The organism is Bacillus sp. 0209A (genome assembly GCF_036765095.1).
Classification (GTDB): Bacteria; Bacillota; Bacilli; order Bacillales; family Bacillaceae; genus Bacillus; species Bacillus subtilis_G.
Genome location: NZ_JBAIZV010000001.1, coordinates 148,980 through 173,179, shown reverse-complemented (window position 1 = coordinate 173,179; position 24,200 = coordinate 148,980). Strand labels below are relative to the sequence as shown.

At 46.3% G+C, this 24,200-nt stretch carries 2 protein-coding genes; both read left to right on the top strand.

The window, feature by feature from the left end; translation table 11 throughout:
• Window positions 1-60: 60 nt before the first annotated feature.
• Window positions 61-16,524, top strand: a complete 16,464-nt coding sequence (locus tag V6D44_RS00635) for a non-ribosomal peptide synthetase (protein WP_333516297.1) — start codon at window positions 61-63, stop codon at window positions 16,522-16,524.
• A 14-nt stretch (window positions 16,525-16,538) separates the two neighbouring features.
• The gene (locus tag V6D44_RS00630; RefSeq protein ID WP_333516214.1) at window positions 16,539-24,158 is read left to right on the top strand and encodes a beta-ketoacyl synthase N-terminal-like domain-containing protein; all 7,620 of its coding nucleotides are present in this window, start codon (window positions 16,539-16,541) and stop codon (window positions 24,156-24,158) included.
• The last annotated feature ends 42 nt before the right edge of the window (window positions 24,159-24,200 follow it).

Here is a 24,200-nt window from a genome sequence, read left to right as displayed (position 1 = left end):
CTCGATGCCTTCAGATCAGGAGAATTAACCATTTCTGAGGTGGAACAACATCTTCAAGGCATGAAGCGGCAGTTCAAAAGCCCGCTTTCAGAAGGGCAAAAAGGGCTGTGGATGCTTCAAAAAATGTCTCCTGAAATGAGTGCTTATCATATTCCTTTATGCTTTCGCATCACTAAACCAATACATGCAGAGACGTTCAAGAAAGCCCTTCTGTTTGTACAGAGACAATATCCTGTTTTAACCAGTGTGATTCAAGAGGAGAATGGCATACCATTTCAAACGGTTCAGTCTTCAGAGGCTCTTTCTTTTGAGGAAGAGGATATATCGAATATGAAATCAGCAGAGATACTGCCTTTTCTAAAAGAAAAAGCAAAAGTACCTTTTCGTTTGGAAGCTGGTCCGTTATGGCGCACACATCTTTTTCAGCGGTCAAACGAAGAATGCATTTTGCTCATCACGATTCACCATACCATATTTGACGGTGTGTCGATGCTGACTTTGATATCGTCGCTTTTCGAGGCGTATCAACATTTGCTGAATGGGGTTGAACCGGTGCAGCAGACGCTAACGGCTGATTATTATGATTTTGTCAAATGGGAAACCCGGATGCTGAATGGCAGAGAAGGGGAAGAGCATCTCGCTTACTGGAAAGAACAGTTGTCTGGGAATCTGCCAGTTCTTGATCTTCCGGCTGACCGTCCGCGGTCTTCCGCGCGAAAATTCAAGGGGCAAGCTTATAAAAGCTTGCTCCCCCATTACCTGAGAAAACAAATCAAATCGTTTGCCCGCACGTATCAAGTGAATGAATCGGTTGTGTTGCTGTCCATTTACAAAGTATTGCTGCATCATTATACAAAACAAAAGGATATCATTGTCGGCGTCCCAACAATGGGGCGGCCAGAAGATGGTTTTGAATCTACTATCGGATACTTTATCAACATGATGGCTGTTCGGAGCAGGAATCTCGGATCTCAGCCATTTACAGCATTCATTCGGGAGCTGCAGCTGACAATGGCTGACGGTCTGGACCATGCGGCGTATCCGTTCCCTGCATTGGTAAGAGAGCTGAATGTAGACCGCTCGGCAGCGGATTCGCCGGTTTTTCAAACAGCCTTTCTGTACCAAAACTTCTTTCAGACAACAGGCTTACAAAAAGTGCTCGAATCATATCAAACGCTTGGCATTGAATATATGGAGGATATTCGGCAAGAGGGAGAATTTGAGCTGGCACTCGAAATATATGAGCAAGAAAATGATACAGTGCTTCATCTTTTGTACAATCCTGATCTATATGAATTGTCCTCCATTGAAGGTATGATGGAGAACTATATGAAGCTCGCGCAGCACATGATGGAGGATCCGTCTTTGCCGCTTGAAACTTACTCTTTTCAGTTAAATCAAGAACAAAATAGTTTGCTGGAACAATGGAATGCGACAGGGACAAACACGCCAAATGACAAGTGTATACATGAAGTATTCGAGGAAAAAGCGAAACAAAACCCGGATGCGGTTGCTGTGATTTTCGAAGACAGGTCTCTTACATATAAAGAACTAGATGAAAAAAGCACATCTGTGGCAGTCTATCTTCAACATCAGGGGGTTGGACCTGAACACCCTGTTGGAATTTGTACAGAGCGTTCGTTTGATATGATTATCGGGATTTTAGGAATACTGAAAGCCGGCGGAACGTATGTGCCGTTAGATCCAAGCTTCCCGCAAGAACGGTTAAAGTACATGCTCGAAGACAGTCAGGCATCCATTGTCCTGACCCAACCTAACGTTCGTCATTCGATCAGCCGATTAACTGGCAGCGATGTAAAAGCAATCGATATCGAGTTGGCTTGCCGAAACGGTTATACAGATCAGCAAAGCAGCGATTTAAAGCGGGAAGTAAAACCGGAGCATCTCGCCTATATCATTTACACATCGGGAAGCACAGGACAGCCTAAAGGGGTAATGGTAGAGCATCGAAGCATTATGAATACCCTGAATTTTCTAGAATCTCACTATCCCGTGACTGCTGAGGATGCATATTTACTGAAAACGAACTATGTGTTCGATGTATCGATTTCGGAATTATTCGGATGGTTTATCGGAAACGGCCACCTTGTGATTCTTCCGCCTAATGGAGAAAAATCACCGCAGCTGTGTATGGATTATATAGAAAAATACCGAGTGAGCCACATTAATTTTGTGCCGGCTATGCTGCATGTCTTTTTAGAAACGGCGAAAGACAACAAGCAGCTCACAGAGGATGGACCGCTCAAGTATATGATGGTTGCAGGCGAAGCTTTCCCTAAAGAATTAGTGAAAAAGGCGGTATCGATCTTTAAAAACTGCCGTGTTGAAAATATTTACGGACCTACGGAAGCCGCCATTTACGCTGCGTATTTCGGATGCGGAAAAGGAGACATCGCAAGTCACTATACACCGATTGGAAAGCCTGTCTCCAATGTGAAAATTCATATTGTGGACCGGCATTTGAAGCCTGTCCCGATCGGAAAACCAGGTGAGCTTTGTATTGCGGGAGCCGGTTTGGCAAGAGGCTACTATCATAAGCCTGGCCTTACGGCTGAAAAATTTATTGATAATCCGTTTGAACCGGGGACCAAGCTTTATAAATCAGGTGATTCAGCAAGATGGCTTCCTGACGGCAACATAGAGTATTTAGGACGGATTGACAGCCAAGTCAAAATACGCGGTTTTCGCGTCGAGCTTGGCGCAATTGAAATAAAGCTGGGTGAATTTCCGGGCATTTTAGATCAGGCGGTTGTGGTGAAGCAGCTGGAAGGCCATCAACAGCTCGCTGCTTATTATACAGAGAAAAGCGGACATTCCCCTGCAGATCCAAAAAAATTGCGCCGGCATCTAAAATCCAGTCTGCCGGAATATATGATACCTTCACACTTTATCCGCTTAGATAAGATGCCGTTATCGCCTAGCGGGAAAGTGGACCGTAAAGAACTGGAAAAACGCGAGATCGTTTTCAAAAGAAAGAAATCAAATCAATTGCAGTTAACGGAAATAGAGGATCAGGTGCTTCATATTTGGGAGGAAACGCTCAAGGTCAGCGGCTTTGGGCTGGAAGACGGATTTTTCGATGCGGGCGGCGATTCGCTTCTGGCTGTAGCCGTGGCTGAACGAATCAAAAAAGAATTGGATTGTGAGTTTAGTGTCACTGAGCTATTCGAGCATTCCACGATCCGTGCCATAAGCCAATACATTTTGGAAATGAAAAACGCAGATCAAGCCATAACTCAAATTGAAGACAATCATGATCTCAAAGAAGATGGAAAATACTCGCAGCAGACGATTCCTTCCTATTTTGACGATAGTGTTGCGATTGTGGGGATATCCTGCCAGTTTCCTGAGGCGAAGCATCATCATGACTTTTGGAATCGTATCAAAGAAGGCAAAGAAAGCATTCAGTTCTTCTCTGAAGAAGAGCTTCGCGAAAACGGAGTTCCGGAAGAACTGATTCAACATCCTGACTATGTGCCTGTGCAATCTGCGATTGAGGGGAAAGATTTATTCGACCCTGGTTTCTTTCAAATTTCTCCGAGAGATGCTGAGTATATGGACCCTCAGCTCCGCCTTTTATTGCTGCATTCCTGGAAAGCGATTGAGGACGCAGGATATGTGGCAAATGAGATTCCGGCTACAAGTGTATATATGTCTGCAAGCAGCAATTCATACAGAACGTTATTGCCGAAGGAGGCAATAGAAGGGCATGAATCACCTGATGGCTATGTCTCATGGGTTTTAGCCCAAAGCGGAACCATCCCGACGATGATCTCAAATAAGCTCGGATTAAAAGGGCCAAGCTACTTTGTTCATTCTAACTGCTCTTCATCACTAGTCGGCTTGTATCAGGCATACAAAAGCCTGACATCAGGTGAATCTCAATATGCGCTTGTCGGAGGCGCAACATTGCACGCACAATCAGCGATCGGCTACGTGCACCAAAACGGGTTGAATTTTTCAAGCGACGGACATGTTAAGGCCTTCGATGCTTCAGCAGACGGAATGGCGGGGGGCGAAGGCGTAGCGGTTATCCTGCTGAAGAAAGCTGTGGATGCCGTAAAAGACGGAGACCATATTTATGCCATTATGCGCGGAATAGGCATCAATAATGATGGGGCAGATAAGGCCGGCTTCTATGCGCCAAGTGTAAAAGGCCAAACAGAAGTGATACAGCATGTATTGGAGCAAACCAACATTCATCCCGAAACGGTCAGCTATATTGAAGCGCACGGAACGGGAACGAAATTAGGCGATCCTATTGAAATGTCCGCATTAAATAAAGTGTACAAGCAATACACGGACAAAAAACAATTTTGCGGAATTGGTTCAGTGAAAACGAATATCGGCCATTTGGATACAGCTGCCGGGCTAGCCGGATGCATTAAAGTTGCGATGAGCTTATACCATAATGAACTTGCACCGACCATCAACTGCACTGAGCCGAATCCGAATATAAAGTTTGAAAGCTCGCCTTTTTATGTAGTCCGTGAACGAAAGCCATTAGAGAAACGAGAAGGTGTCCATCGGGCGGCTCTGAGCTCATTCGGTCTTGGCGGCACTAACGCCCATGCTATTTTTGAGCAATATGAAAACATCTCTGATATGAGAGCGGAGAACGAAGGCAATCCGCCCTATCTCATTCCTGTATCGGCAAAAAATAGCGAGCGGCTCCTAGCATACGTGAAGGAACTGCTGATCTATATCAGTCAAAACGAGCAAGCGCATATGTCTCTAAGAAATATTGCATACACCTTCCAGGTCGGACGGGAAGCAATGGACAGCAGGATCATTTTTATGGTGAACGATCTGGAAGAATGGAAACAACAGCTGGAAGCTTTTGTGAATGGAAAGACCCTAGCAGAAGGCAGTATCCAAGGAGAAAAAACGAGAATGACATCCGCTGAACAGCTGCTTGGAAACGCTGAAGCAGAAGAACTGGCTTCATCACGAATATCAAAAGAAAAATTGAAAAAGCTTGCTGAGATGTGGGCAAAAGGCTTTCATGTTGAATGGCGCAGACTTTATCCAAATACGAAGCCGCGCCGTATCAGTTTGCCGACGTACCCTTTTGCTGAAGAACGGTACTGGCCTGAAAGCAGCACCAGCAATGTAACAACAATTGAACCATCGTGTTTGCATCCTTTGGTGCACCATAATACATCGGTTCTGTCAGAGCAGCGGTTCAGCTCCATCTTTACAGGACAAGAGTATTTTATTGCCGAGCATATCATTAAAGGCATGGCAATTTTGCCGGCAGCGGTCACGCTTGAAATGGCAAGAGCCGCGATAGAACAAGGAATTGGCGGTTTAGAAGGTCAAGAAACCGGAATCCGCCTGAAAAATGTTGTTTGGATGCGTCCAGTTGTAGCAGGAAATGAGCCAGTTCAAGTAAACATCGGACTTTATGATGAAGACGGCGGACATATTCTTTATCGGATGTATGGTGAGCCGGAATCTGCTGATGCAGAACCGGTTGTATATAACCAGGGGATAGCGGAATTGATTCAGATAAAGCAAGAAAAAGCGCTGGATCTTGCTGAGATCAAAAACCGATGTGATCAAAACAGGTTGGACGCTGCCCTGTTTTATGAAGGAATGATCGGTGCCGATTACGGTCCTGGCTACAAGAGTGTAGAAGCCGTATATAAAGGCGATGGCCAGCTGCTTGCCAAATTATCACTGCCGGAATCTGTCATGCATACGTCAGACGATTATGTTCTTCATCCAAGTGTAATGGATGGGGCGTTACAGGCGGCTGAATATTTGCAAAACGTCGTTAGGGCGGAGCTTTCACGCAGTGAAGACTTTAAGGCGGCACTCCCATTTGCCTTGGAGGAACTTGAGATCTTTCAGCAATGCGTTTCTGACATGTGGGTTTATGTTCAATTCAATTCGAAAAACAAACCGGGGGATCTGATACAGAAAGTCGATATCGATCTATGCGATGAGCATGGCACGATTTACGTGCGGATGAAAGGTTTTTCGACGAGAGTAATGGAGGCTGATATACAAACCGAACCATCAAAAATGAACGCTGAAACTTTATTGCTTCAGCCCGTTTGGCAAGAACAAAAGGCAGCTGACGGAGCAGGTCCAAAAAAATATGCAGAGCACCTCGTGTTCCTATGTGAATATGATCAAGAGACGAGAAAACAGATTGAAGCAGTACTCAAGGGTGTCCATGTTTTCAGCCTGGAAGCAAGGCCTTCTTCAATGGAGGCGCGTTTCCATTCATATACGGAACAAGTGTTTAAAAAGGTACAAGAGCTCATTCGCACGAAATCGAAAGGCGACACGCTTATTCAGGTCGTAACCTCTTCCGAAGGAGAACAGCAGGTGTTTTCAGGGCTGACAGGACTGCTGAAAACAGCAGGGCAGGAAAATGCCAAACTAACCGGCCAAATGATTGAAGTCAGCAGTGAAGAAAGCGGAGAAAGCATTGCTGGCAAACTGAAAGAAAATCAAATGAGCAGCGATTCATATATCAAATATCAAAACGGCACTCGGTACATTGCTGATTGGCGTGACATCAAAACGGCCAGCCGTGACATCAGCAAGCCGTGGAAAGACGATGGCGTTTATCTCATTACAGGAGGTGCCGGAGGATTAGGCCTTATTTTTGCAAACGAAATCACGGAACAAACGAAGAATGCGACAGTCATTTTGACAGGCCGCTCACCTCTTAGCGAAAGCAAAAGGAAAAAGCTTAAAGAGCTTCGCGACAAGGGGGCTGAGGTCACCTATCGGCAAACAGATGTGTCCGATAAGATTGGAGTCTGCCAGCTCATCGACGAAATTCAGAAAACGTACGGCCGTCTAGACGGCATTCTTCATAGCGCGGGAATCATCAAAGACAGCTACATGGTCAATAAACCGGCAGAAGACCTGCACGACGTGCTGGCGCCTAAAGTAAAAGGGCTTGTTTACCTAGACGAAGCGAGCAAGGACTTGCCATTGGACTTCTTTATTCTCTTTTCCTCTCTTTCAGGAAGTTTAGGAAGCATTGGTCAATCTGACTATGCGGCAGCCAATGTATTTATGGATATGTATGCAGGCTATCGAAATGGGCTTGCCGAAATCAGCCAGCGGCACGGAAAGACACTTTCCATAAACTGGCCGTTATGGAGAGAGGGCGGCATGAAGGTCGACCAAGAAACAGAGAAAAGGCTTGTGCAACTGGCCGGGATTGTTCCGATGAGAGCAGAAAAAGGAATTCAGGCATTATATCAAGCGTTTCATTCCGAAGCAAACCAAGTCATGGTGATTGAAGGCGATGGGCATAAGATAAAACAAAACATGTTCGCAAAAACCGTCTCAGCACCTATGGAAAAGAAGGAAACAGAGAACTTGACTGACCAAGTAAAAAGCATTGATACAGACAGTTTGCTGGATAAAGTAAAGGCGATGTTAAAACGGGAGGTCGCCAAGCTGTTAAAGGTCAAGCTTGAAACGATTGATGATCATGCCGAGATGACGGTGTATGGATTTGATTCTATCTCAATGACGGAATTCACAAACCATATGAACCGCGCCTATAAGTTAGAGCTGACGCCAACCGTCTTTTTTGACTACCCGACGATTCATGCGTTTGGCAAGCATTTGGCCGAAGAATATCAAGCGGTATTTGCGAACACATTTGCTGTGCGCGCTGTATCGGCTCAGGTTCAGCCTGCTGCCAAACAGGAGCAACCCTTACATGTCAAAGCTAAAAGACGCCGAAAGCAGCAAGTCATACTGCCAAACGCCGCACAAAGTGAAGCTGGCCATGAGCCAATTGCGATTGTAGGCATAAGCGGGATTTTCCCTATGGCGAAAGATGTTGATGCGTTCTGGGAGGCTTTAAAAGAGGGCCAAGACTGCATGACGGAAATTCCGAAAGACCGCTGGGATTGGCGGGAATATGAAGGGGATCCGGCGAAGGAAGGCAATAAAACGAATGTAAAATGGGGCGGTTTTATCGACGGAATTGCCGATTTTGATCCATTATTCTTCGGCATCTCCCCGCGTGAAGCTGAACAAATGGAACCTCAGCAGCGCTTACTGTTGACTTACGCCTGGAAAGCGATCGAAGATGCAGGATATTCGGCGAAACGTCTGTCAGGCACAAAAACAGGCGTCTTCATTGGAACCGGAAATACAGGGTACAGCTCCCTTTTGTCAAAAGCCAACTCGGCAATAGAAGGCTCAGCGGCAGCCAATACGAGCCCTTCAGTCGGGCCGAACCGGGTCAGTTATTTCCTGAATCTTCATGGGCCGAGCGAACCGATTGATACAGCATGCTCCAGCTCATTGGTGGCGATCCACCACGCCATCTCTTCAATTGAGGAAGGCACTTGTGAGATGGCATTAGCAGGCGGCGTGAATACGATTATCCTTCCTGAGGTGTATATCAGCTTTGATAAAGCCGGTGCGCTCAGTAAAGAAGGGAAATGCAAGACATTTTCAAATCAAGCCGATGGTTTCGCTCATGGGGAAGGGGCCGGCATCCTGTTTCTGAAAAAGTTAAAAGCGGCTGAAGAAGCGGGAGACCACATTTACGGAGTCATAAAAGGCAGCGCAATTAATCACGGCGGCCGTGCAGCATCTTTAACGACGCCTAATCCGAAGGCGCAGGCGGATGTCATTCAGTCGGCATATCAAAAAGCGGGTATCGATCCGAAAACCGTGACCTACATTGAAGCGCACGGAACCGGGACGGAGCTTGGAGACCCGGTTGAAATTAACGGATTGAAATCAGCTTTTCAAGCATTGGGCATGAATGAAGGCGATGCATCAGCCAATCCTTATTGCGGACTGGGGTCTGTGAAGACAAACATCGGCCACTTATCGCTGGCAGCAGGTGCAGCAGGGGTCATTAAAATATTATTGCAGCTTAAGCATAAAACCTTAGCGAAAAGTCTTCACTGCGAAACCGTGAATCCGTACATTCAGCTGAAAAACAGTCCGTTCTATATCGTACGGGAAACGGAAGAATGGAAAGCGCTGAAAAATGAACAGGGAGAAGAGCTGCCTCGCCGAGCAGGTGTCAGTTCATTTGGGATCGGCGGCGTAAACGCCCACGTGATCATTGAGGAATATATTCCAGAAGCAGCCGATGAGATGATACCGTCCATCACACCTGAACATCCGGGTATCTTCGTTTTATCGGCTAAAAATGAAGCGCGGCTAAAAGAACAGGCACAGCAGCTGGCTGATGCGCTTGATAAGGAAACATATAGAGACGCAAATCTTACACGCATCGCTTATACCCTGCAAGCAGGACGGGACGCGATGGAAGAACGTCTTGGGATTATTTCCGGTTCCGTTGAGGATTTGCAGCAAAAGTTAAAAGACTTTGCAGCAGGCAAAAGCGATGTGGAAGATTTATTTAGAGGCAGGATTGATAAAGGCACACTGCAAATGCTGACAGAGGACGAAGAGATTCAAGAAGCCGTCGAAAAATGGATGGAACGGGGAAAGTACGCAAAACTGCTTGAATTATGGGTAAAAGGGTTTGATGCAGACTGGACGAAACTGTATGGCGAGAATGTGCCTAAGCGTGTCAGCTTGCCGACATATCCTTTCGCAAAAGACCGTTATTGGATCTCTGATCATATAGAAAAAAGCGGCAGCCCTGTAGCAAACAAAGACACTTCCCGCCTTGGCGCAGCCGTGCTGCATCCATTAATGCATCAAAACACATCGAACCTCTCGGAACAAAGGTTTAGCTCAATCTATACGGGAGAAGAGTTTTTCCTTGCCGATCATGTAGTCAAAGGCCAACGGATCTTGCCGGGAGTGGCGCATCTTGAATTGGCGCGGGCTGCCGTTGAGCAGGCGGCAGAGGTACAAGGTGTTCCGTGCACCATGAAGCTAAAGAACGCGGTGTGGGTGCGCCCCATTGTTGTAGAGGGCCAGCCTCAGCACGTACACATTAAGCTTTTACCGGAGGAAAATGGTGAGATTTCCTATGAAATCTACGGTAATCCAGACATTGCGGGCGAACAGTCAATCGTCTACAGTCAAGGCAGCGCTGTATTGAGTCCTGCTGCAAATCAGCCGGCGGTTGATTTGCAGTCCTTGCGGGAGCAGTGTCAGCAAAGCCATTTCAGCGTTGACGAAGTATATGACACCTATCAAATGATCGGTTTTGAATATGGTCCTGCTTATCGCTGCATGGAAAAAATCTATACAGCCGAACATTTTGTTTTAGCAAGATTGTCATTGCATCCGTCTGCTTTAAATACGCTCAGCCAATACAACATGCATCCGGGGCTGATGGACTCTGCTTTGCAGGCGTCAAGCATTTTGACAGGCGCCGGAGATAACCAACTGACCCTGCCTTTTGCGGTTCAGGAGCTTGAAGTCTTCGGAGCATGCTCGTCAGAAATGTGGGTATACGCAAGATACAGTCAAGGCAGCAAGGCAACTGATAAGGTGCAAAAACGGGATATTGATATGTTAGATGAGAACGGCAAAGTTTGCGTACGGCTGAAAGGATTATCTTTCAGAGCAGCGGAAGGCGGAAATGGATCGACGGAACCTGATCAAATGCTGGAAACCTTGATGTTTGAAGAAAAGTGGGTGCCTAAGGATTGTGAAAAAGAACATTCTGAGCCTCATTACGAACGGCACATTGTCATGCTTTGTGACATGAATGGCCTCACAAAAGACAGCATTGAATCAAGAGTTAAAGGAGCGGAATGCATCGTTTTGGATTCTTTCCGCGAAGGACTGGCAGAAAGGTTCCAAGATTATGCCGAACAAGCGCTTAAGACGGTACAGGATCTTCTCAAAAGCAAGCCGCAAGGCAATGTCCTGATTCAGCTGCTTACTTCTGCAGAAAGAAAGCAGTACTCATTTTCAGGGCTATCGGCGCTCCTTAAAACCGCCAGCCTGGAGAATAAAAAATGGATAGGCCAGACGATTGAAATCGATTCAAACGAAAACATTGAAAGTATAGCAGAAAAACTGAGAGAGAATAAAAGACACGCAGGAGATCAGCGCATCAAATACGAAAAGGGCAAACGGTACATCAATGATTTGCGTGAAATGCAAATGGCTGATCGGGAAATAAGCCTGCCGTGGAGAGATAAGGGAGTATACCTCATCACAGGCGGCGCAGGAGGACTTGGGTTTATTTTTGCAAAAGAGGTTGCTCGTCAAGCTGAACAGCCTGTGCTCATTCTGACAGGCAGATCTGCATTGAATGCAGATCAAGAGACGCAGCTTAACGAACTTCAGCGATTAGGGGCCCGAGCAGAATATAGGCGGGTTGATGTGACGCAAGCGGAAGAAGCCTCCGGGCTCATCACAAGCATTACGTCTGATTACGGAGACTTGAATGGTGTCATTCACAGCGCAGGCCTGATTAAAGATAACTATCTCATGAACAAAACCAACGAAGAACTGACACAAGTTTTTGCTCCTAAGGTAAAAGGGCTTGTGAATGTGGATGAGGCAACCGAGCATCTCGCGTTAGATTTCTTTATCCTCTTTTCTTCAATATCCGGTGTCGCCGGCAGCGCGGGGCAGGCGGATTATGCGATGGCTAATGCGTTTATGGACAGTTATGCCGCTTATCGAAATGAGCTGGTGACCGCCATGTACAGGCATGGGCAAACGCTGTCGATCAATTGGCCGCTCTGGAAAGAAGGCGGTATGCGCGCGAATAAAGAAATTGAAAACATGACTTTGAAAAACACAGGTGTGACTCCAATGCGAACTGAGACCGGCATTCAGGCGCTGTATAAAGGTTTGGCATTCGGCAAAGATCACGTCATCGTCATGGAAGGGATCAGAGACATGATGAGGGAAAAGCTGACTCAAAAGCCGTCTTCTGATGATGTGCCAATGCAAACAGCGCAAGTACCGGTGACACCTGAAGCCAGGATGGGTCAAGACCATTTGTTTGACCACATTCAAGAAGCTTTGAAGCAAACAATCTCTCAATTGCTCAAAATCAAACCTGAAGAGATTGACACGGATATGGAGTTTAATCAATATGGTTTTGATTCGATTACGTTAACTGAATTCGCAAATACACTGAATGAGCAGTACAAGCTGGATCTCACGCCTACGATCTTCTTTGAGCACGCAACTGTTCATGCATTTGGAGCGTATCTGTCAGAAGAATATCCGAATGCTTTTACAGCAGCCCAATTGTCTAACGAATCTGAAATGCCGATACAGCCTGTCAAACAAAATATAAAAAATATGACGTTTTCGACTGAAAACCGCTTTGTAAACCCTTCGGTAACGCCAGTAGAAAAGACAGCTGATCATAGGCCTGAGCCTATCGCGATTGTCGGGATGAGCGGTGTTTTCCCGAAGGCAAAGGACATCGAGGAATACTGGAAGAACCTGAAAGCGGGCGCGGATTGTATTACAGAGGTTCCAAAAGACCGCTGGGATTGGCAGGAGTATTACGGAGACCCTCTAAAAGAATCGAATAAAACAAACGTCAAATGGGGCGGTTTTATTGATGAAGTCGCTGACTTTGATCCATTGTTCTTCGGCATATCGCCGCTTGAGGCTGAGCAGATGGAGCCTCAGCAACGCCTGTTAATGACCTATGCGTGGCAGGCGATAGAAGAAGCGGGGTACTCAGCGAGAAGCCTGTCAGGAACCAAAACGGGCATCTTCATTGGGACTGGAAACACGGGGTATAGTTCACTGCTGTCAAATCTAGACATAGAAGGCTCAGCAGCTGCGAATATGAGTCCTTCTGCCGGACCGAATAGGGTCAGTTATTTCCTGAACATTCATGGACCGAGCGAACCGATAGATACTGCATGCTCAAGCTCTTTGGTCGCCATTCATCATGCGGTATGCGCAATTGAAAACGGAAACTGTGAAATGGCGATTGCAGGAGGTGTCAACACAGTCGTAACGCCGCAAGGCCATATCGCTTATGATAAGGCCGGGGCGCTGAGTAAAGAAGGAAGGTGCAAAACATTTTCTGATAGAGCCGATGGGTTCGCAGTCAGTGAAGGCGCCGGCATTCTCTTCCTGAAAAAACTGACAGCGGCTGAACGAGACGGTGATCATATTTACGGTGTCATCAAAGGAAGTGCGGTAAACCACGGAGGCCGCGCAAACTCTCTGACGACTCCTAATCCGAAGGCTCAGGCGGATGTCGTAAAAACAGCATATGAAAAAGCGGGAATCGATCCAAGAACTGTTACTTACATTGAAGCGCATGGAACCGGAACAGAGCTTGGTGATCCAGTAGAAATCAACGGCCTGAAAGCGGCATTTCAAGAGCTGTATGAAAAAACGGGTGACCCGGCTGTTCAAGGCAGCCATTGCGGACTTGGGTCAGCGAAAACAAACATCGGTCATTTATCACTGGCGGCCGGTGTGGCGGGTGTCATTAAAGTGTTATTGCAGCTAAAACATAAGACGCTTGTAAAAAGCCTGTACAGTGAAACCATCAATCCGTATATCAGACTGGAAGGCAGCCCGTTTTATATTGTGCAGGAATCCAAAGAGTGGGAAGTGCTGCAGGATGAAGCTGGCCGAGAGCTGCCACGGCGCGCCGGCATTAGTTCATTTGGCATAGGCGGCGTCAATGCCCACGTGGTCATTGAGGAATATATTCCAAAAGAAACCACTCGATCTGCACAAGCGCCAGCTGTGACAGCACAACACCCGGGCATCTTTATCTTGTCAGCAAAGGATGAAAATCGTCTGAAAGACCAAGCCCAGCAATTAGCAGACTTTATCAGCGGCCAACCTGTCACATCTCGTGATCTCACTGATATTGCTTATACACTCCAAGAAGGGCGTGATCCAATGGAGGAAAGATTAGGGATCATCGCTGTCTCGGCGGAGGACTTGCTGGAAAAACTGAACCTCTTTATAGCCGGACATGCGAGTACGCAGTACATGTCAGGCAGAGCGGACAAAGGGATTGTACAGACATTGAGATCAGATGATGAAATACAGAAAACGCTCAAAAGCAGCTGGGAGCCCGGAACATATGAAAGGCTGCTTGAATTATGGATAAAAGGCATGGAAATAGATTGGAGTAAACTGTATGGCGGCAAACAGCCGAAACGCATCAGCCTCCCAACCTATCCATTTGCAAAAGAACGCTACTGGATAACGGATATGAAAGAAGAAGCAGTCACGCATCATGAACCAAATAGTTTCGAAACAGCAGCATTGCACCCGCTAGTACAGTCCAACACATCCGATTTGTCAGAGCAGCGTTTCAGCTCGACCTTTACAGGTGCTGAGTTCTTTTTCACCGATCATAAGGTGAAGGGAAGCCCAGTCATGCCGGGTGTAGCATATCTTGAGATGGTTCATGCCGCCGTTTCGAGAGCAGTGAGAGAACTCAAAGATGAGCAAGCTGTTATCCATATCAAAAATGTTGTGTGGGTGCAGCCGATTGTGGCGGGCGGGAAGCCTATTCAAGCCGATATCAGTCTAGATCCCCAGCAGGACGGTGAGATGGCCTTTAACATCTATACTGCGGATGGGCACAATGGGCGGAAAATACACTGTCAAGGCAGTGCTGCAATCAGCCGAGCAGGAGGTATTCCAGTTCAGGATATCAGCATGCTTCAAGATCAATGCAGTCTAAGCACCCTTTCCCACGAGCAATGTTATGAATTATTTAAGGCAATCGGCATTGACTACGGACCTGGTTTTCAAGGAATAGATCGGCTTTATATTGGCCGTAATCAAGCCTTGGCAGAGCTTTCCCTGCCTCTTGGTGTGTCTCACACGCTGGACAAATTTGTTCTTCATCCAAGTATGGCAGACTCTGCTTTACAAGCATCAATCGGGCTGAAACTGAATTCCGGTGACGAGCAGCTTTCCCTGCCTTTTGCGCTGCAAGAGCTCGAAATATTCAGCCCGTGTACAGATAAAATGTGGGTTTCTGTGACATCTCGTCCAAATGAGGACAGAATACAGAGACTGGATATTGATCTCTGTGATGAACAAGGCCGAGTGTGTGTGCGAATCAAGGGTATTTCCTCAAGGGTGCTGGAAGAAGACATACAACCGCAAGATGAGCCGAAGTCACCGGATGTCAAGACATCTCTTGATGGAGCGCTTCTTATGGCGCCAGTATGGGATCAAGTTCAATTGGTGAAGAGCGTCATGCCGCCTGCTGATGAGCGTGTTGTCATCCTCGGAGGGGAAGACAACAGCAGAAAAGCTGTTCAAAGGCAGTATCCGTTTGCCAAAGGGGTGCACATTGAGCCGAATACATCGATTCATGAGATTGCTGACCAGCTTGAAGCACTCGGATCGTTTGACCATATTGTGTGGCTGTCTCCTTCTCGTGTGACAGAATGTGAAGTCGGTGACGAAATGATTGAAGCTCAAGGTCAAGGCGTGATTCAAATATACAGAATCATTAAGGCGATCCAGTCTTTAGGCTATGGAGAGCGGGAGATACGCTGGACGGTCGTGACGGCGAACACGCAATATGTTGATCAGCATGATATTGTTGATCCGGTCGATGCTGGTGTGCACGGCCTGATCGGTTCGATGGCAAAAGAATATCCAAATTGGCAGACAAAGCTGATTGATGTCACGAAACATGAGAACTTGCCTGTGCCTGAAATCTTTTCCTTGCCTGCTGATGAAGAAGGGAATACTTGGGCTTATCGGAATAAGAGCTGGCATAAATTACGCTTGATTCCAGTGCACAACAATCAACCGGTGCAAAAGAAGTATAAGCGCGGAGGCGTTTATGTCATCATAGGCGGCGCAGGCGGAATTGGCGAAGTCTGGAGCGAATATATGATCAGAACATACCAAGCGCAGATCGTTTGGATTGGCAGAAGAAAAATGGATCCAGCTATTCAAAGTAAACTCGACAGACTTTCGCACCTGGGGCCTGCCCCGCTTTACATTCAAGCTGATGCGGCTAACCGAGAGGAATTGGAGCGCGCTTATGAAACAATGAAACAAATGTATCGAGAAATCAACGGCATCATTCATTCTGCTATTGTCTTGCAAGACCAAAGCCTGATGAACATGAACGAGGAATGCTTCAGAAACGTTCTTTCTGCAAAAGTAGATGTCAGTGTGCGAATGGCTCAAGTTTTCCGACATGAACCACTGGACTTTGTTTTGTTTTTCTCTTCCGTGCAATCGTTTGCGAGAGCTTCGGGACAAAGCAATTACGCTGCCGGCTGCAGTTTTAAGGATGCTTTTGCACAGCGGCTTTCTCAAGTATGGCCTTGTGCAGCAGCCGTGATGAATTGGAGTTATTGGGGAAGCGTCGGTGTGGTTTCCTCACCGGATTATCAGAAGAGAATGGCTCAGGCAGGCATTGGCTCTATTGAAGCCCCTGAAGCGATGGAGGCATTGGAATTGCTGCTCGGAGGACCGCTGCAGCAGCTGGTGATGATGAAAATGGCAAACGATATGAATGATGAAGCGGAACAGATGGAAGAAACAATTGAAGTTTACCCGGAAACTCACAGCTCAGCCATTCAAAAGCTGCGAAGCTATCACCCGGGTGACAGCACAAAGATTCAACAACTGTTATAGGAGGGGGAGCGCCAATGCTGAACACAGAAGACATTCTCTGTAAAATGCTTTTCGCACAATTGCAGTCCATAGGTTTTTTCACAGAAAGTAAATCCCAGCCAGTATTGGAGAATTTCTATGGCAGATGGTTAGAAGAAAGCCACTTGTTTTTAGAACGCCATCAATTTCTCAAGCGGACGGCGAATGGACATGTTCCAACGCGCTCAATAGGAACCGTGAGTGAACTGTGGATGGAATGGAATGAACAAAAATCGGACCTGCTTCAAGACAATAATATGAAAGCCATGGTGACATTGGTGGAGACAGCACTTAAAGCCTTGCCGGATATTCTGACCGGCAAGGTGTCTGCCACCGATATCCTGTTTCCGAATTCATCAATGGATCTAGTAGAAGGCGTCTATAAAAACAACCAAGTCGCAGACTATTTTAATGATGTGCTGGCGAACACACTAACGGCCTATCTGCAAGAACGTCTGAAGCAAGAGCCTGAGGCAAAGATTCGCATATTAGAAATCGGAGCCGGAACCGGCGGTACAAGCGCGGCTGTTTTTCAAAAGTTGAAAGCCTGGCAGACACATATAAAAGAATACTGCTATACAGATCTGTCTAAAGCATTTTTAATGCACGCAGAAAATAAGTACGGCCCGGACAATCCGTATTTGACATATAAACGATTTAATGTGGAGGAGCCGGCATCTGAACAGCATATTGATGCGGGGAGCTATGACGTGGTGATTGCAGCGAATGTGCTGCATGCCACGAAAAATATCCGGCAGACATTGCGAAACGCAAAAGCAGTTTTGAAAAAGAACGGACTGCTCCTCTTAAATGAAATAAGTGATCATAATATATATTCGCATTTGACGTTCGGCCTTTTAGAGGGCTGGTGGCTGTATGAGGATCCTGCTCTCCGTATACCGGGCTGCCCGGGTCTGTATCCGGACACTTGGGAAATGGTGCTTGAGAGTGAGGGATATCGCCATGTTTCCTTTATGGCTGAACAATCACATCAGCTCGGCCAGCAGATCATTGCTGCTGAAAGTAACGGAGTCGTCCGTCAAAAAAAGAAAACTGAGATAGAAGATACAGCACATTTACAAATCGATGCGGAAAAAGTTCATTCACAGGATAACGATTCTCTCATTGAACAAACGATTCAATTTGTGAAACATACGCTGGCAAAATCGATCAAACTATCACCAGAGCGTATTCACGAAGATACGACTTTCGAGAAGTATGGAATCGATTCGATTTTGCAGGTCAATTTTATTCGTGAATTAGAAAAAGTGACGGGGGATCTTCCAAAAACCATTTTATTCGAACATAACAACACAAAAGAACTCGTCGACTATTTAGTAAAGGAGTACGAAAATAAGCTCCGGACAGCACTGTTAAAAGAAACACAGCAGCCTGCAAAACACGAAGCACCTGTTCAAAGGGAGCGTGCAGCTGCTAGTAAGCCGCTTGCTTTTACCGCACGCCGCTTTGCCGGAGAGCAGCAGATCAAAGAAACTCAGCAAGCATCAAATAGTGAGTTGAAAAAAGAAAAGACAAGCCATTTCCAAGTGGCACAGACGAATGATCATGGTACAGAAGATATCGCAATAATCGGGATCAGCGGACGCTATCCGATGTCTGCTGGCTTAGAAGAGCTTTGGGCGCATTTAATCGCTGGAGACAATTGTATTACAGAGGCGCCGGAATCCAGATGGCGCACATCTTTATTGAAAACATTATCAAAAGATTCAATACAGTTGGCAGATAAGAAGCGGTATGGCGGATTTTTACAAGACATTGAAGCATTTGACCATCAGCTTTTTGAGGTGGAGCAAAGCCGGGTGATGGAAATGACACCGGAACTGCGCTTATGTTTAGAAACCGTCTGGGAAACATTTGAGGATGGCGGCTATACCCGAACCCGGCTGGATAAACTGCGGGATGATGATGCCGGAGTGGGTGTCTTTATTGGGAATATGTATAACCAGTATTTTTGGAATATCCCATCATTAGAGCAGGCAGTCCTCAGCTCAAATGGGGGAGACTGGCATATCGCAAACCGCATTTCCCACTTTTTCAACCTGACTGGACCGAGTATCGCTGTCAGCTCAGCATGCTCCAGTTCATTAAACGCCATTCATCTTGCCTGTGAAAGCCTGAAATTGAACAGCAGCTCTATGGCGATTGCGGGAGGAGTCAATTTAACACTCGATCTCTCAAAGTATGATTCTCTGGAGCGGGCCAATCTGCTGGAAGGCGGAAACCAAAGCAAAAGTTTTGGCACAGGAACCGGACTTATTCCCGGGGAAGGTGTCGGAGCAGTCCTGTTAAAACCGCTTTCGAAGGCAATGGAAGATCAGGATCATATTTACGCTGTGATCAAAAGCAGTTTTGCCAATCATAGCGGCGGAAGACAGATGTATACAGCACCAGATCCGAAACAGCAAGCAAAATTAATCGTCAGGTCGATTGAGCAGTCGGGCATTGATCCGGAGACTATCAGCTATATTGAATCAGCTGCAAATGGTTCAGCGCTGGGCGATCCTATTGAAATGATTGCATTAACAAACGCATTTGAACAATACACGAATAAGAAACAGTTTTGCGCGATAGGTTCTGTCAAATCCAATCTGGGACATTTGGAGGCAGCTTCCGGCATTTCTCAGCTGACAAAAGTTCTGCTGCAGATGAAGAAGGGCACGCTGGTGCCGACAATCAACGCAACACCTATCAATCCAAATATTAAACTGGAAAACACAGCTTTTTATCTTCAAGAAAAAACGGAGCCGTGGCATCGCTTGAATGATCCTGAAACAGGAAAGCAATTGCCTCGCAGAAGCATGATCAATTCCTTCGGAGCGGGGGGAGCCTATGCCAATCTCATTATAGAAGAATTTATAGATATGGCTCCTGAGAGACGGATCACTTCCCACCAGCCGGAATGTACAGCCGTTTTTTCAGCAAAAACAAAATGGAGCCTGCTCAGCTACCTTGAAAACATGCAATTGTTTTTAGAGAAGGAAGCTGCTCTGGATATTGAACCAATTGTACAGGCTTTACACAGAATAAACCACGATTTAGAGCATAGGGCTGCATTTACAGTAACATCGACTCAGGAACTGATCGAAAAACTAAAGATGTTCCGTACATCCAAAGAAAGCTCACGCCAGCAAGGTATTTATACATCATTCGATTTACAGCCGTGCGCGGGATCAGCCCAAAAGGAACGAGAAACAAGCGCAGCAGAGCAATGGGCAGCAGGGGCATCCGTTGATTTTAAAGAAGCAGCTCAAGGGAACCGATCCGGCTGGGTTCGCCTGCCGCACTATGCATTTGATCATCATACATCATTTCATTTCGATGTTCCGGCGGGTCAGGGGAAACCATCAGCTGTCGAAAGCAATAACAATCATCCGGTCATACAAGATCAATTCACATATGACGAGCCTTACGTGCAAGGCCACGTCTTCAACAATGAACGGGTGCTTGTCGGCGCGACATACAGCAGTCTGGCCATTGACGCATTTTTCAACATGTTTCCTGAGGAAAACAGCGGCCGTATCAGCAAATTAAGCTATATCAATCCAATTGTCATCAAACAAGGCGAGACCATTGAACTGCAGGCAAAGCCTCTTCAAAAAAACCAAGTCATAGAATTACAAATCATGTACCGTGAGCTGGCCTCTGATACATGGAAGCCTGCCGCAATCGGGCAATGCCAAAAAAGTTTGTTTGAAACAAAAGAAGTCAATATCGAAAGCTTAAAGCAATCGTTAACCGAGCTTCATCACATCGATCAGATGTATAAAGCCGGAAATGGCCCTGAGTGGGGATCGTTATTTAAGACGATTACACATCTTTACAGAGATCATAAGTCCGTACTGGCAAAAATTCGCCTGCCTCAAAGCGATCTGGCAAACGGGCATCATTACACTGTAAGCCCATTGATGACAAACAGCGCCTACTTGGCTATCCTTAGTTTCTTAGAGCAATTTGACATTGAAGGAAGTTTCCTGCCATTTGGAATCAATGATATCCAATTTACTAAACATACGATACAAGAGGATTGCTGGCTTCTGATTACATTGGTTAAGAATACAGGTGACATGCTGCTGTTCGATGTAGATGTGGTCAATGAATCGTCAGAAACGGTGCTGCGTTATTCGGGTTACTCGTTAAAACAACTGCGAGTTACAAATCAAATAAGGAATGAAAATCAGAACATCAAAGTCCGCGGTCTAAAAGACCGTATCAAAAGCTATGTAACAAATAAACTGGCAGTAAACATGGCCGATCCGTCAAAACTGGCTCTCTCAAAAGCTCATATTATGGAATTGGGTATTGATTCCTCTCAATTGGTTGGGCTGACAAGGGAGATCGAATCAGAAACAAAAATCGACTTAAACCCGACGTTGTTTTTTGAATATCCGACTGTACAAGAGCTTATTGAATTTTTTGCGGACAAACATGAAGCATCTTTTGTTCAGCTGTTTGGTGGAGTTGATCAGCAGCAGGAACGTTCAGCTCAAATCGAAAACCAAATGAAACAGATTCCGGCTGATGAGATGAAGACGGATAAAGCAATCAAACATGCAGCCGACGGCATAGCCATTATCGGCATGTCGGGACAGTTTCCGAAAGCAAACAGCGTAACGGAATTTTGGGACAACATCATTCACGGAAAAAACTGTGTCTCTGAAGTGCCGAAAGAACGCTGGGACTGGCGTGAATGTGCCTCAGTTGATAAAGAAGGATCATCAAGCCTTCAATGGGGCGGATTTATAGAAGGAATAGGTGAGTTTGACCCGCTGTTTTTTGGCATATCACCTAAAGAAGCGGCACATATGGATCCGCAGGAGTTTCTGCTCTTAACACATGCATGGAAGGCGATGGAAGACGCAGGCTTAACAGGACAGGCCTTATCCAGCCGTCCGACAGGCGTATTCGTCGCAGCTGGCAATACGGATGCAGCTGTGATTCCTTCCTTAATTCCAAACCGTATATCGTATGCGCTGAATGTAAAAGGGCCAAGCGAATATTACGAAGCTGCCTGTTCCTCCGCTCTTGTGGCTTTGCACAGAGCTATACAATCCATCCGAAACGGCGAATGTGAACAAGCCATTGTCGGGGCTGTGAATTTGCTGCTTTCACCAAAAGGATTCATTGGCTTCGACTCAATGGGATATTTGAGTGCGGATGGACAGGCCAAATCCTTTCAAGCAGATGCGAATGGCTTTGTCAGAAGTGAAGGCGCAGGGGTTCTCATCATTAAACCTTTGCAAAAAGCCATTGAAGATTCCGATCATATTTATTCGGTCATTAAAGGTACAGGTGTATCGCATGGCGGCCGGGGAATGTCACTGCACGCGCCAAATCCGGCCGGTATGAAGGATGCAATGCTGAAGGCTTATGAAGGAGCGCATATTGATCCCAAAACGGTGGCCTATATCGAAGCGCATGGGATCGCCTCTCCATTGGCAGACGCGATAGAAATAGGTGCGTTAACTTCAGGCTTAAGCCAGCTAGAGTCGGAACTTCCACAGGAAGTACAGGAGGAAGCGCCGTGTTATATCAGCAGCTTAAAGCCGAGCATTGGACACGGTGAACTGGTCTCCGGTATGGCTGCTCTCATGAAGGTCAGCATGGCGATGAAGCATCAAACCATACCAGGCATTTCCGGATTTTCTTCATTGAATGATCAGGTGTCAATAAAGGGCACCCGTTTCCGAATGATTCCGGAGAACCAGCAATGGGAGGATGTAAAGGACGATTCAGGCAGAATCATCCCGCGCAGAGCGGGTATCAACAGCTATAGCTTTGGAGGCGTAAATGCGCACGTCATTTTAGAAGAATATATTCCTTCATCAAAAGCACCGGTTAATATGAACGAGAATGAAGCTCATATTGTGGTTCTTTCAGCAAAAAATCAAGACAGGCTAAAAGCAGTTATTCAACAGCAGCTTGATTATGTGAACGAACAACAAGGACTGTCGTTGCCACATTATGCTTATACACTTCAAACCGGACGAGAGGAGATGGAGGACCGGCTGGCGCTGGTCGTCCGAAGTAAAGAAGAACTGGTTATCGGCTTGCAAGACTGCATAACAGCTGCGGAAAAAGGCGGAAAGCCAAAAAGTTCTGTGCCTGTTTTTTGCGGGAATGCAGAAGAGGGCTCGTCAGATATCGAAACCTTGCTTGATGGGCCATTAAGAGAAATGGTGATAGAGACCCTGTTGTCTGAGAACAACCTTGAAAAGATCGCATTTTGCTGGACAAAAGGGGTGCGAATCCCGTGGGAGCAGTTTTATCAAGGAAAAGGCGCCAGCAGAATACCGTTGCCAACCTATCCGTTTGAAAAGAGAAGCTGCTGGAATGGCTTTCAAGCATTAGAGAATACGCCTTCTGTTTCACATGAGATGCATATCAACAGCAGCGATCATCACATGTTAGCTGATGTATTAGGGATGGATCCAGAAGAACTGCATCCTCATAAGCCATTGCAGCATTACGGGTTTGATTCGATTTCTTGCATACATTTATTGCAGCAACTGCAAGCAAAGGTCGATCCTTTCATCACCTTGGCGGAGCTGCAAGCATGCCAAACTGTGCAGGATATGACGGACTTGATCGCAAAGAAACAGGCGGATGCCTCCTTACGAAACGAGCACACTCGTACGTTCCCGGAATTGATACCGTTAAATGACGGCAAGCGGGGGCGCCCTGTATTTTGGTTTCATGGCGGGGTAGGGGGCGTTGAAATCTATCAGTCATTTGCAGAAAAAAGCCAGCGCCCTTTTTACGGTATTCAAGCAAGGGGATTTATGACTCAACATGCTCCTTTGCATGGAATTGAACAAATGGCTTCCTATTATATAGAGATCATCCGAGACATTCAGCCGGAAGGCCCTTATGATGTAGGCGGATATTCCTTAGGCGGAATGATTGCATATGAAGTCACACGCCAGCTGCAAAGCCAAGGCCTTGCTGTCAAAAGCATGGTAATGATTGACTCTCCATACAGTTCTGAGAAGAAAGAGAATGAAGCTTCTATGAAAACATCAATGCTGCAAACGATCAATACGATGCTGGCATCGATTGCGAAGCCGGATAAGCTTACTGACGTTCTCATCAGCCGTGAAGAGGTAGACACAAACTCAGACGATGAAGAATTCCTGTCTGAGCTGATTGATTTGGCAAGAAAACGGGGATTGAACAAACCGGAGAAGCAAATACGTGCGCAGACTCAGCAAATGATGAAAACCCAGCGTGCCTATGATGTTGAATCGTACACTGTTCAGCCTCTGCCTGATCCTGAGGCGGTAAAATGTTATTACTTCCGCAATAAAAGCGGGTCTTTCTTTGGAGATTTAGACATTTATTTCACTTTCTCAAATGAAAAAGCACCGTTTGATCAATCTGCCTACTGGGAGGAATGGGAGCGGCAAATGCCACATTTCCATCTGGTGGATGTCGAATCAAACAACCACTTCATGATATTAACAGAACCTAAAGCCTCCAAAGCCATGTTAGAATTTTGCGAAAAACTCTATTCAAACAGGGGAGTCGTTAACGCGAATTTCCTTAAGGCTTTCCGGAAAAAACATGAAGCGAAAGAAGATGAATTGGTGAAGCGCTGAGAAACACAAACGCCCCCTTTTGAAGGGGGCGTTTTGAATATG

Excerpts from the sequence above, each read along its gene's own strand:
- V6D44_RS00635 (WP_333516297.1), top strand. The coding sequence starts at position 61 with ATGAAGCGGCAGTTCAAAAGCCCGCTTTCAGAAGGGCAAAAAGGGCTG.
- V6D44_RS00630 (WP_333516214.1), top strand. The coding sequence starts at position 16,539 with ATGCTGAACACAGAAGACATTCTCTGTAAAATGCTTTTCGCACAATTG.